The 12,535-nt window shown below is 37.2% G+C and carries 12 protein-coding genes, 1 tRNA gene and 2 pseudogenes; 10 read left to right on the forward strand and 5 right to left on the reverse strand.

Annotation, left to right across the window (positions count from 1 at the left end):
* Nucleotides 1-34 precede the first annotated feature (34 nt).
* The gene (locus AADV52_RS00345) at nt 35-1,294 is read right to left on the reverse strand and encodes an RNA-guided endonuclease TnpB family protein (protein WP_126096228.1); all 1,260 of its coding nucleotides are present in this window, start codon (nt 1,292-1,294) and stop codon (nt 35-37) included.
* 158 nt (nt 1,295-1,452) lie between these two features.
* On the opposite strand from AADV52_RS00345, the pseudogene AADV52_RS00350 reads away from it, so the two are divergent.
* Nucleotides 1,453-2,725, forward strand: a pseudogene (locus AADV52_RS00350) (phosphatidylserine decarboxylase family protein).
* 59 nt (nt 2,726-2,784) lie between these two features.
* Here the strand turns inward: AADV52_RS00350 and AADV52_RS00355 are convergent.
* Both AADV52_RS00355 and AADV52_RS00360 read right to left on the reverse strand, forming a co-directional pair.
* A complete protein-coding gene (locus AADV52_RS00355) occupies nt 2,785-3,093 on the reverse strand; it encodes a PspC domain-containing protein (RefSeq protein ID WP_014918378.1) in 309 nt (102 codons plus the stop codon).
* A 128-nt stretch (nt 3,094-3,221) separates the two neighbouring features.
* A tRNA-Leu gene (locus AADV52_RS00360) sits at nt 3,222-3,305 on the reverse strand.
* 87 nt (nt 3,306-3,392) lie between these two features.
* Between AADV52_RS00360 and AADV52_RS00365 the strand changes: the two genes are divergently transcribed.
* The 3 genes from AADV52_RS00365 to AADV52_RS00375 all read left to right on the forward strand — a co-directional run bounded on the left by AADV52_RS00365 (nt 3,393) and on the right by AADV52_RS00375 (nt 6,338).
* A complete protein-coding gene (locus AADV52_RS00365; RefSeq protein WP_014918379.1) occupies nt 3,393-4,688 on the forward strand; it encodes a serine hydrolase in 1,296 nt (431 codons plus the stop codon).
* 1 nt (nt 4,689) lies between these two features.
* Nucleotides 4,690-5,538, forward strand: a complete 849-nt coding sequence (locus tag AADV52_RS00370; protein ID WP_107775374.1) for an NAD(P)H-hydrate dehydratase — start codon at nt 4,690-4,692, stop codon at nt 5,536-5,538.
* A gap of 125 nt (nt 5,539-5,663) precedes the next feature.
* Nucleotides 5,664-6,338 carry a L,D-transpeptidase gene (locus tag AADV52_RS00375; RefSeq protein ID WP_014918381.1) on the forward strand — a complete coding sequence of 225 codons (675 nt, stop codon included), beginning with the start codon at nt 5,664-5,666 and terminating at the stop codon, nt 6,336-6,338.
* A 39-nt stretch (nt 6,339-6,377) separates the two neighbouring features.
* Here AADV52_RS00375 and AADV52_RS00380 read toward each other — a convergent pair whose 3' ends face one another.
* Nucleotides 6,378-6,902 (reverse strand): PadR family transcriptional regulator, encoded by a 525-nt coding sequence (locus AADV52_RS00380; RefSeq protein WP_014918382.1) that lies wholly within the window; start codon nt 6,900-6,902, stop codon nt 6,378-6,380.
* Between the two features lie 54 nt (nt 6,903-6,956).
* The gene (locus tag AADV52_RS00385; RefSeq protein WP_041808923.1) at nt 6,957-7,517 is read right to left on the reverse strand and encodes a phenolic acid decarboxylase; all 561 of its coding nucleotides are present in this window, start codon (nt 7,515-7,517) and stop codon (nt 6,957-6,959) included.
* Nucleotides 7,518-7,737: 220 nt separating this feature from the next.
* Here AADV52_RS00385 and AADV52_RS00390 point away from each other — a divergent pair, with 220 nt between their 5' ends.
* The 6 genes and pseudogenes from AADV52_RS00390 (at nt 7,738) to AADV52_RS00415 (ending at nt 12,463) form a co-directional block, all read left to right on the forward strand.
* On the forward strand, nt 7,738-8,349 hold the full coding sequence (locus AADV52_RS00390) for an Rpn family recombination-promoting nuclease/putative transposase (RefSeq protein ID WP_041808655.1): 612 nt from the start codon (nt 7,738-7,740) through the stop codon (nt 8,347-8,349).
* A gap of 12 nt (nt 8,350-8,361) precedes the next feature.
* The gene (locus AADV52_RS00395) at nt 8,362-8,625 is read left to right on the forward strand and encodes a hypothetical protein (protein WP_014563157.1); all 264 of its coding nucleotides are present in this window, start codon (nt 8,362-8,364) and stop codon (nt 8,623-8,625) included.
* Nucleotides 8,626-8,893: 268 nt separating this feature from the next.
* Complete coding sequence (argS, locus tag AADV52_RS00400; RefSeq protein ID WP_014918385.1) at nt 8,894-10,579, forward strand: arginine--tRNA ligase; 1,686 nt, start codon at nt 8,894-8,896, stop codon at nt 10,577-10,579.
* Between the two features lie 109 nt (nt 10,580-10,688).
* On the forward strand, nt 10,689-11,600 hold the full coding sequence (locus AADV52_RS00405; protein WP_014918386.1) for a class II fructose-bisphosphate aldolase: 912 nt from the start codon (nt 10,689-10,691) through the stop codon (nt 11,598-11,600).
* A 71-nt stretch (nt 11,601-11,671) separates the two neighbouring features.
* Nucleotides 11,672-12,191, forward strand: a pseudogene (locus AADV52_RS00410) (NUDIX domain-containing protein).
* Nucleotides 12,192-12,193: 2 nt separating this feature from the next.
* Nucleotides 12,194-12,463 carry a hypothetical protein gene (locus AADV52_RS00415; protein WP_014918387.1) on the forward strand — a complete coding sequence of 90 codons (270 nt, stop codon included), beginning with the start codon at nt 12,194-12,196 and terminating at the stop codon, nt 12,461-12,463.
* Nucleotides 12,464-12,535 lie beyond the last annotated feature (72 nt).

The raw sequence follows: 12,535 nt of genomic DNA on the forward strand, positions 1-12,535 counted from the left end.
ACATTGAACTAGTCAAATACCTAACTCACGGAACTCAGCTTGTTACCATGGCCAGTCCCTGACCATTTAGCTTTGTACTTCCTTTATGCAGGATATTAACTGCCGCATTAATATCTCGATCATGCTTGGTTTGACACTTAGGGCAAATCCATTCACGAATCTCTAATGGCTTAGCGCCACTATTATAGCCGCATTTTGAACAAATTCTGGAAGTGTTCTTGGGATCAACTGCAATTAGTTTCTTGCCATACCATTCGCATTTGTATTCTAGCATTTGTCTAAACATCCGCCATGAAGCATTTGCAATCGATTTAGCTAAGTGATGATTTTTCTGAAGATTCTTGGTTTTCAAATCTTCAATCGCAATTACATCATATTGCTTAACTAAATGCGTAGTTAGTTTATGCAGATAATCTCTGCGCTGATTAGCTATTTTTGCTTGGTATCTGGCTTTTGAATTTTGCGCTTTTTGCCAATTAGCAAAGCTTTCTAAGCTTCTAGGACAAAGCACCTTTTTATTACTGTCTTGCAAAGCTAATAATTTAGCTAAATGTCTGCGACGAGCATATTTTCTTTGCCAGACTTTGGCTTTCTTTTCAAAATAAGAACTGTCAAAACTAGGATATTTTAGCCCATTAGACAGAATTGCTAAATCAGCCACGCCAACATCAATCCCAACCTGTTTGTCAGTTAAGCTGTACTTCTCTGGTTCAGATATTTCAGCTTGTAGAGACAAATAATATTTTCCTGTTGGTTCAAGCAGAACAGTGTAGCGCTTAATCTTAGTGTTTTGCAAAACTCCAGTCTTGCTGGTTTTGACATAGCCTAATTTAGGAATCTGCAAGTACCTTTTACCTGCAGTTTTTATGATTGACTTGCCTGTATAAGACTTTTTCAGATACTTGCGTGAATGAAAACGAGGCTTGCCAATTTGACCAGTTTTATCTTGAAAGAAGTTCTTCCAAGATTGAGTTAGGAATTCATTAACTACCTGCAAGCTTGAAGAATCGCTGTTTTTCAAAAAAGGATATTCTTTTTTAAGCGGCTTAAGCAGATAATTCAGCTTGAACTTGCCTAAAAAAGGCAAAGCTTTATTATTCTGATAGCGCTCATTCATCATGGCCAGCATTTGATTCCAAACAAAGCGATCATTGCCAAACATCTGCTCAAGCTGGTTTTGTTGTGTTCTATTAGGATAGAGTCTTAATTTGATCCCTTTTAGCACATTTGTTCCCTCCTTTCTTTTTAAGATTATATCAAACATATGTTTAAGAAAGAAGGGGGGAACAAGCAAAAAAACTAAAAAAGGCCGGATTCATCACGGGATTAAAATCCCGTGTTTTCTCCGGCAATTAATCAATAAAAGTGTTGAATACTGTAAGCGGATACTTAAAAGACTATAATGAGGGTAAAGATACTATCAGTATTTAACAGAAAAAGAGGCCTAGCATTATGACAAGACATAAATTTAACGTTGGAAAGTGGCTTCCCAGCGATCAAGAATTTGAAAATAAATGGGTAAAAAGGTTTATGAGGAAGCTAAGAGTGAAGAAAATAAAAATTTGCTTCCACCGCTTCAAGCCTTAAAAGAACTAATTGAATCAGATCGTTATATTTGGAATCTATTTCAGATGATGTTTGATGAGATTCCACAAAAAGATGTTGATACACCTGCAGGGACACCACAGGTTCGCGACTATCATGAACTATTATTAGTACTTAATCGTCTTATTCAGCGTGCCCCAGAATTTAATACAACTGGCTTGGTTGGTACGTCAATTAATGCCGTACTTGATTATCCAATGGGAACACGTGCAGGTTACGTTTTATTCAACGACCCACGTGTTAATGCCAAAATGAAAGGAATTCTTGACTATTGGGGTCGGTATTTACAAAGCGAAGATTCTAGCTATGTTTTGAATACTTCAGATAAAGGTTGGCTTTCACCGTATGCTTTAAATGAAATGGCTAAAGAATCAGATAGAGATAATTTCTTAGATTTGTTTGCTGTGCGCTCAACTGATGTTAAACAAAAGTTGGGCTACACGATTTCTTTACTCGGAAATTTAAAGCAGGTATTAGACCGGTTGCCTCACCAGATGATGATGACGTAATTGCCAATGCATGTGAATCAGCGCCATTTCGTATTGCACACGATGTCCCACTTAAAGCCAAGTTCTGGATTAAGGGTCAACCATATTCATTGATCGATCTATTGCACAATGATCCATGGACTTCTAAATTTGAGGGCGGAACCTTATATCAAGCATTCTTAAGTGCTCTTAGTTATCACCGCTGGAATAGTCCAGTTAGTGGCAAGATTGTTAAGGCTTATAACCTCGATGGTACTTATTATGGTGAAGCTTTAGCACAAGGATTTGAAAATCCAAATGGCCCTGATAAGGTTGCCGCAAATAATTCTCAAGCATTTTTGACATCGACTGCTACTAGAGCAGTTATCTTCATTCAAGCCGATAATCCTAAGATTGGTTTGATGTGCTTTGTAGCTGTCGGTATGGGGGATATTTCTAATAATGAGATCACTGTTCGCATTGGACAACATGTTAACAAAGGTGACCAGTTAGGGATGTTCCACTTCTGCGGATCTACTCATGTTTTGCTATTTAGACCAGAAGTTAAACTTGACTTTGATATGCATGGTCAAACGCCAGGTCTTGATACGACGAATATTAAGGTACGTGAAGCCATTGCACATGTTGAATAATAATGATATTAGACAAAAAACGAGAAAGTTATTTTTAATGCAACTTCCTCGTTTTCTAGTTATTCATTGTCTTTAGAATCTGATTCTTTTTCATCATTTGTTTTGGTAAAATCACTATCCATACTGTTAGAACGACCGGTGTGATAATCTGTGTCGTGTTTTTCAGCTTTAGGGGATGATGCACCAGGTTCTGGCATTACCATTGCGGCAATGATGTAAAGTGCGATGCCAGGGAAAATACCAGTGAACAGAATTACAGCTGCACCTATAATTCTTACCCAAGCTGGATCAAAACCGAAGTAATTAGCGATACCGCCAAATACACCAGCTAAAATTTTATCAGGTGATTTAGTTAATCTTTTTTGCATAATAATAGCCTCATTTCTATTTGCTATTGCTTACTTATAATTATACAGCAAGTGACGGTGATAGTAATATGCAGTGATTTTTTGATTATAGCAAAAAGACCTAGCAAATACTGCTAGGTCTTTACTTATGCCCGCTAAAGGATTCGAACCTTCACTCAGTCACCTGAACAGCGACCTGAACGCTGCGCGTCTGCCAATTCCGCCAAGCGGGCATTTTTCTCATGTACATGAATAATAATACCAAATATTTGGTAAAATGTAAGCATAAATATACTTTATTATTCAAAAGGACGGGTTTCATGTTTTTTAGTAAAAAGATAAAACGAGCTGTTATCAGTCTCGTTGCTCTTATTTCATTAGTATCGTGTGGTGCAACATTTTCAGCACCTGTTAAGGCGGATGTGGCTAATTATCAAACGGATCAAGTTAAATTAGATGTCAAGTCAGCGATTGCTATTGATAGTAATAGCGGTCAAGTTTTGTATGCAAAAAATGCAGATAAAACATTGCCAATTGCTTCTATGACTAAACTAGTGACAGTTTACTTAACTTTAAATGCGATTAAGAATCAAAAATTATCTTGGGATCAAAAAGTTAAGCCAACTGCTCCAATTGTAAAAGTGGCTAACAATGCAGAATATTCAAATGTCCCTCTTAAAATGGGTCATTCTTACACTATTAAGCAGCTTTATCAAGCAACTTTAATCGAATCAGCTAATGGTGCTGCCATGCTTCTTGGCCAAATCATTGCTGGTTCACAAAAGGCATTTATCGATCAAATGCGTGCACAAGTTAAGAAATGGGGCATTAAAGACGCTAAAATTTACACTGCTTGTGGTTTACCAAATGGTAATTTAGGTAAGGATGCATATCCTGGTGTAAATAAAAATGCTGAAAATTCCATGTCAGCTAAGGATATGGCAATTGTAGGTCAAAAATTAATTCAAGATTTCCCTGAAGTCTTAGATACTACTAAGTTAGCTCATTTAGATTTCAAAGACCAAGGTCATACTACTAAGATGGCTAACTTTAATTGGATGCTAAAAGGTCTTTCTCAATATGACCAAGCATACCCAGTAGATGGCTTGAAGACTGGTACCACTGATGCTGCAGGTGCTTGCTTTATCGGAACTGTTAATCATGCTGGTGCGCGTTTAATCACTGTAGTCATGGGTGCACGTCATAAGGATGGTACTGATCCTGCACGTTTTATGCAAACTAAGAAGTTAATGAACTATGTCTTCACTAAGTATCGTCCTGTAACTTTTAATGAAGGCAGTCAAATGGCTGGTGCCAAAAACATCAAGGTAACTGATGGAGATAACGCTACTACTAATTTAGGTCTTAAGGAAAAGACCACTATTTGGGATCCTGCTGATGGCAAGACTTTAGTAGCTAAATTAAACAAGCAAACAATCGAAGCACCAATTACTAAAGGTCAAGTAGTTGGCAATTATCAATTTAAGTCTGGCAATGAAAAGATTGTTTCATTATCAAATCCTAACGGAATGAATGTAAAAGCTAAGGCACTTGCCGCAAATGGTAAGGTTAACTTCTTTGTAAGAATTTGGCGGATGCTTTTCGGAGGCAGATAAAATGACAGAAATAACTGAAGACATTTTAAAGAAAGTTATCAAAAAAAGAGCCAGCGACAGTTATAAAGGAAAATATGGTCGCGTGCTTTTAATCGGCGGTAGCGAAAACTATGGCGGTGCAATTATTATGTCTACTGAAGGTGCTGTTAATGCTGGTGCTGGTTTAGTAGCGACTGCAACGCATCCCCTTAATATGTCAGCTTTACATGCTCGTTTGCCAGAGGCAATGTTCATTGACTGGCGCGATAGCAAGTTAGCTGATTTGATTAAAAAGGTAGACGTAGTTGTCTGCGGACCAGGTCTTGGAATGAGCGATTTGGCTAGACAAATTTTGGTAATTTTAAGAAGATGTACTTCAGAAAATCAAACGGTAATTTTAGATGCTAGTGCATTGGATTTGATCGGTGAAGATAAAACTGTGTTACCTGCTAATGCTGGACATTTGATTTTGACGCCGCATCAAATGGAATGGCAGAGATTAAGCCAAATTCGTATTCCATTTCAAACAGATAGCGCAAATATTGATGCTCTTAATCAATTGATTCCAGATAGCAATGCAATGCTGGTTTTAAAATCCAATCATACGCATGTTTATGATGGAACAGGTCAATTTTTCGTTAATCCAATTGGCAATCCTGGCATGGCTACCGGCGGCATGGGCGATACTTTGGCTGGCATTATTGCTGGCTTTGTAGCACAATTTGGCCCAAGCGTGGATACGGTTTTAGCTGCAGTTTACATTCATTCTTTGGCTGGTGATTTAATTAATAAAGATAATTATGTGGTTAGACCAACAAAAATTTCTAAAATATTGCCTAAATTAATGAAAAAATATTCCGAATTAGACTAAACATGTTAAAATTTTAGTAGTCATAAAGACATCCCACTATTTAGGGATGTTTTTTAACATAATGCTATGAAGACGCGTAGCATAATTTTTATTAAAAACTACAGATAAAGAAGATTAATATATTTATGAAGAAAAATATTGTTGTTGTAGCTAGTATTATAATTGCTTTCGGAGCTATTATTGGTTTGGCTAAGGCTTGTGCGCCGAAGTCTGACGTTTCTCAAGAGGCTGTTTCTACCCAAAAAATTGCTAAACAAAAGAAAAATAAAACTAAACATAAAAATACCAAAGCAGATGGTGATATTTTGCGCCCTTATAAAGATCCTAAGGATCTAAGAAAGGCGGGGACTTGGAATAAAAAGAGCGAAACTAAAAATCATCCTAAGATTAGTCCTACTGAAAAAGATTTGACTTTAAGAGTATCACTTGAAGGCAACCGTACCTACTTGCTTAGAAAAGGTAAAGTAATTTATACTATGCTGTCAACAGGTGGTATTTATAAGAAGGGCAAGTCTCTTACTCAAACTGGAACTTATACTATTCAAGCTGGTCGTGGTGATAGCTTCTTTAACTATAATTTGAATGAAGGGGCTAACAATTGGACTAGTTGGAGTCCAGATAATGTTTACTTATTCCACTCTGTGCCAACTAAGGGTGATGGTAGCTATAATATGAAGGAAGCTGCTAAGTTGGGTAGAACTCAAGGTTCTCATGGTTGTATTCGACTCAGTGTACCAGACTCTAAGTGGTTAATGGATAATATTCCTGATGGCACTAAGGTAGTTATTAAAGATCATTAATACAGAAAAAGCGTTACTCAGTTTTGAGTAGCGCTTTTTTCATAGTGAGTTGAGCCATTCAAGTTGACCCTCATTACGAGAGATAGCCCGCGTTAAGATCAAGTAATGACCATAGTTTTTTTCTATATCTTTTTGATTACTGAATAGTAATTTCTTGCGAGCATACAAGTGTTGCAACTGTGTTTTGATCAATGCTTTTTCTTCATTGATTAATTCCGCAATCCGTGGATCATTTTGATCATTAATGAAGAATAATTTGAGTGAAAAGAGATCATGGCTGACTGCTAATTCTGTGATAGGCTGCTTTATCCAGTTTTCTAATTGGAGAGCGCCTTTTTTAGTTAGTGAGTAATTGATCTCTTTTTCGTTGTTTTCCTTTTGAGTTCCAGTAATCCAGTCATCAGCTAGCATCTTTTTGAGTTCAGGATAGATTTGGCTGTGGGATGCTTTCCAGAATTCACCGATTTCTTCGTTAAATTGATTGGTTAATTCTTTACCTGTTGAATTAGGGTTTTGTTTTAAAATTCCCATAATGATGTAGGGAAGTATGCGTTTTTTTGGCATGGAATCATCTTTTCTTTAATTGATAAGTTCATTTTACCAAAAAAGAAAAATTAATTATTTTTGAACGTACTTGTGACCATCTTTTTTGATGATGCGGTAATTTTCATCGTAATAATTGCCATTTCTAATGTCGTCAGTCATACCTTCATAAGGTGCTTCAGCGATAGTTTCTCCATTATCTGTGCCAGCATCTCCGATATAAGTGATTTTGGCAAATTCTGGAACTACCATCTTTGGGTAGGTATCGTATTTTTCACGAGATTCATGCATTAAATCGATGTGTTCGTTTTGGTAACAAGCTGTGATTTCGGGATGATCTTGGACCCATTTAGGGAAGAAAATTGTTCCGTTTAATTTGTGTTCATTAGGAATGAAGTCAAGTGCAACATCAGTACCGGTTGGTTCTGTCCAAGCAATCTTGTATACTCCGTCGGTTAAAAGATTGATATGAGCTTCTTGGTCTTTTACCCAGCGGCCAGCTACCATGCCACCGTGAATGCGGTAATCAACAGTGTGATCATTTTTGCAGTACCATTCATATTCCCAACCATTGTCGTAAGTGTAGATGAAGTGAGTACCCACGAAGTCTTCTAAGGTGTGGAATTCTTTATTCATGTTGTTTAATTTTGCCATTATTTTTCCTCCTGCTAGTAAATTTTTATTCAATCTTTTATTAGTCGTTATCGACACAAATGTTATATGGCGATATTTACATAAAATGCAAGAACTTTTTATGCTTAAAATTTTTGTAACTTCCCACGAAAAAATTGTCCCTTTTGCGTAATAAATAGTAGAGGTATTTTTTACCTCAAATTATGTTAAGGAAGGTATAATTGTGGTACGAAACGAAAACCATAATCTAACGATTACTCGCGATCCCATCCTTGGGCATGTTTTTAGCAAAATAGAGAATTGCTTGCACTTGTTGCAGAGTATTCTTCCAGATCTGGGGATAACTGAAGTCGAAGTTACACCTCAGAAGCAGTTAAACAAGAATTTGCTAGAGAAGAATGTAATCATGGATCTGTGTGCAAAGAACAAGGATGGAAAAATCTTTGATGTAGAAATGCAAACGACCAAGCAAAAATGGCCTGGTGTCAGATTTCGCTACTATCAATCTATCGCAGATCAAGATTCATTGAAGCCTGGTGAAGATCTGGATCAAATTAGAGAAACATATATTATTTTCATTTATCCATTCGATCCATTCGGCGAAGGAAAATATATCTATGAAGGTATGTTTCTTTTAGATAAAGATAATCCTGATTCGCAAGCTAATACGAAAATACATTGGATTTCGATTAATGCTAGAGGCTATAAAGGCCAGATTACACCAGAGCTAAAAGAATTTTTGGATTATATAAAATATGGGTTGACTAAAGATAGTAGTAATTTCATTAAGAAGATTGATCGGGAACGTTTAGATTACATTAGAGGTACGGAGTGAAGGGATGCAAAGATGAGCTTAGATGTACTGTTAGCTGATGAAAGAGCAGAAGCTAGAAAAGAAGGACGTCGCCAAGGCCGTGAAGAAGGGCGTCGAGAAGGCAAAGCGGAAGGCAAACTGGAAGCTCAAAGAATAGGTGTAAAAAAATTCGTTCAAAATGTGCGCGAACTTGATCAGTCTGATGATTGGATTATGTCGAAGCTAATCAAAGATTATGGAGCTACTTTTAGTAAATCTGAATTAAAAAAGTTGATGCTAGAAGCGGAACAAGAATAGTTTTTTACCTAAATTAGTAGCCAGCACCATTCTTTCCTGCTATAATCATCTTTGCCAGTAAGTTAGAAGTAGTAATTATTTTCTTTTTTAAGCGAGCCTATGTTGGTGGAAGATAGGTATTAAGGAATAACGAAGGCGTGTCTAACTGAATAATAATGATTTTAAATAAGCGGATACTTTGTATCAATTTGAGTGGTACCGCGGGTTAATGCTCGTCTCTTTCTATCTAGGATAGGAAGAGGCTTTTTTGTTTAGAAAAGAGGAAAATATGGACTTTAAGAATGAAGTTGTTGACTTAGTTGCTAGCCAAGTTGATTTACCAAAAGAAAAAATTGCTGCATTAATTGAACGTCCTAAGAATGTTAAGATGGGTGACTATGCTTTCCCAGCATTTATTTTGGCTAAAACTTTGCGCAAGAATCCTGCAATGATTGCCCAAGATATTGCAGAAAACTTAAGTAGTGATAATTTTGCTAGCATCAAGGCAGTTGGACCTTACGTAAACTTTGCAATTGATCATGAAAAGCTTGTTTCTTCAACTCTGAAGGATGTTTTATCTGAAAAAGAACATTACGGTGATCAAAAGTTGGGTGAAGGCAACATACCAATTGATATGTCTTCACCAAACATTGCTAAGCCGATGTCAATGGGCCACCTTCGTTCAACTGTAATTGGTAATTCAATTGCTAAGACAATGGAAAAGGTTGGTTATACTCCAATCAAGATTAACTACCTTGGTGACTATGGTACTCAATTTGGTAAGTTGATTGCTGCTTACAAGCACTGGGGCAACGAAGAAGACGTTAAGAAAGATCCAATTATGAATCTTTTCCATTACTACGTTCGTTTCCACAAAGAAGCTGAAAATAATCCTGAACTCGATGATGAAGGTCGTGAATGGTTCAAGAAACTTGAAGACGGTGATCCAGAAGCAGTTAAATTGTGGAAATGGTTCCGTGAAGTTTCTCTTGAAGACTTCAAGCGCATCTACAAGGAATTGGGTGTAACTTTTGATTCATACAACGGTGAAGCATTCTTCAATGACAAGATGCAACCAGTAATCGATGAATTGAAGGAAAAAGGTTTGCTTCATGAATCACGCGGTGCACAAGTTGTAGATATGGGACCTGATGAAACCCCAGCCATTATCGTTAAATCAGATGGTACTTCAATTTACTTAACTCGTGACTTAGCAGCTGCTGAGTGGAGAATGAAGGAATACGACTTTGTTAAGATGCTCTACGTTGTAGGTAACGAACAAGCTCAACACTTTGTAGAACTTAAGACTGTTCTTAAGAAGATGGGCTATGATTGGTCCGATGAAATTCACCATGTTCCATTTGGTTTGATTACCCAAGGCGGTAAGAAGTTATCTACTAGAAAGGGTAACGTTGTCTTCCTTGATCAAGTATTAAAGGATGCTGTTTCTCTTGCTAAAAAGCAAATTGAAGAAAAGAACCCAGATTTAGCTGATAAGGATCAAGTGGCTCATGACGTAGGTGTCGGCGCAGTTATTTTCCACGATTTGAAGAATGATCGTTTAGACAACTTTGACTTTGACTTAGATGAAGTTGTACGTTTCGAAGGTGACACTGGTCCTTACGTTCAATACACTAATGCTCGTGCACAAAGTGTCTTGCGTAAAGCCGCTGCAATGGGTGAAAAGCCAAGTGAAGGCGACTTTGCCTTAGATGATGACTGGGCATTTGCCGTAGCTAAGGACTTAGCTGACTTCCCAAGAATTATTGCAAGAAGTGCTGATAAGTTTGAACCATCTGTAATTGCTAAGTTTGCTCTTGATTTAGCTAAGAAATTTAATAAATACTACGCAAACGTGAAGATTTTAACTAAGGATGACAAGATTGGTGCTCGTCTTGCTTTAGTTCAAGCTACATCAATTGTTTTGACTGAAGCACTTAGACTTTTGGGCGTTAACGCTCCTAAGGAAATGTAATTGAAAATCATGAAAATATAAAAATAACGCTTACATTTTGTGAAAAATTGTTAATAATTCGAGAATTAGGGTACAATATGCATGTAAGATATTTAGGAGGTATTTTTTAATGGCTTATTTTGACAACGGTAATCAAATCTTTAAAGATGCTCGTAAGAACCACTACGCTGTAGGTGCTTACAACACTAACAACTTGGAATGGACTCGTGCAGAATTACGTGCTGCAGAAGAAACTAGAACTCCATTACTTATCCAAGTTTCAACTGGTGCTGCTAAGTACATGGGTGGTTACAAGTTCGTTAAGGACATGGTAGCTGACCAAATGGATTCAATGAACATCTCAGTTCCAGTTATCTTGAACTTGGACCACGGTGACTTTGAATCAGCTAAGGAATGTATTGCACTTGGTTACTCATCAGTTATGTTTGATGGTCACGCACTTCCAACTGAAGAAAACTTAGCTAAGACTAAGGAAATCATCAAGTTAGCTCACGAACGTGGTATTTCAGTTGAAGCTGAAATCGGTAAGATCGGTGAAAACCAAGGCGGCGGTGAATTAGCTTCTGTTGAAGATGCTAAGAAGTTCGTTGCAGCTGGCGTTGACAAGCTTGCTTGTGGTATTGGTAACATCCACGGTGTTTACCCAGCAGACTGGAAGGGCTTGAACTTCGACCGTCTTAAGGAAATTGCTGAAGCTGTTCCTGACACTCCACTTGTATTGCACGGTGGTTCAGGTATTCCTGAAGACCAAGTTAAGAAGGCTATTAAGCTTGGTATTGCTAAGATCAACATCAACACTGAATTCCAATTAGCATTCCAAGATGCTACTCGTAAGTACATCGAAGCTGAAAAGGACCTTGACAAGAAGAACAAGGGTTACGACCCACGTAAGTTATTATTGCCAGGTGCTGAAGCAATTACTGCTAAGATGAAGGAAATGATTTCTTGGATGGGTACTAAGACCATCGATGACGAACTTAAGGATGCTTCATTCGACCGTTCATCATTAAACGAAGAATAATCATTGATTATTAATTAAAATAAAGCTCAGCTTTTGCTGGGCTTTATTTTTTTGCAAAAGAGGATTTAGATATGCAGGAATTAAGTATTCAATTGTCAGACAATGAATGGCCATTAACTTATACTGATCATGATCGCCAAATTGTACGAGCAATTGTGGTCGATGATCAACAGAATTATTATTTTGTTAGAGCTAAGCGTGATGATGATTTTGGTAAGGCAACTTTAATCGAAACTTCTGGTGGCGGTGTTGAAGCCGGTGAGGATCTAGAGACTGCGCTTAAGCGAGAGCTCAAGGAAGAATTAGGTGCTGAAGTTGAAATTATTACGAAGATTGGTGTAGTTAGTGACTACTATAATTTGATTCATCGCCATAATATTAATAATTATTATCTTTGCAAAGTCACTTCTTTTGGTGAAAAAACATTTAACTAGGGATGAAATAGAAGATTTTCATTTGTCGACTTTAAGGTTGAGTTATCGGGATGCCGAAGAAGAATATAAAAAATGTGCGGAAACTAAAATTGGTAAATTAATTGCGGCCAGAGAGTTACCGGTTTTAAGAAGAGCAAAAGTGTTGCTGGGCGAATAATTATGCGTGAAATACCAATTAAACAAGTAAAGTCATTAATAAAACAGCTATTGAAAAGCAAAGAACCGAAATGTGTGGTGTTGCTTACTAAGAAGAAAGATCGTTCGTTAACAATTGAAGTTGATAGTGGACAGATGAAATTAACTGAGCAAGGGTATGAGAATACTGTTAATACATTTGCGATTGCTGATAATGTTGCAAGGCATGCTTTCACTGCGGCGTTTAAGCGTGAGTTTCCACGAAGTCATCAGGTTTATGTGAGTGAGAAGTGATTATCTTTCCACCTTAATCCAGCGTCCATGCACTTCAATTTCAAATTTGATGTCAAATGCAGGCGAATATGA

It is taken from the genome of Lactobacillus helveticus (assembly GCF_046109915.1).
GTDB lineage: Bacteria > Bacillota > Bacilli > Lactobacillales > Lactobacillaceae > Lactobacillus > Lactobacillus helveticus.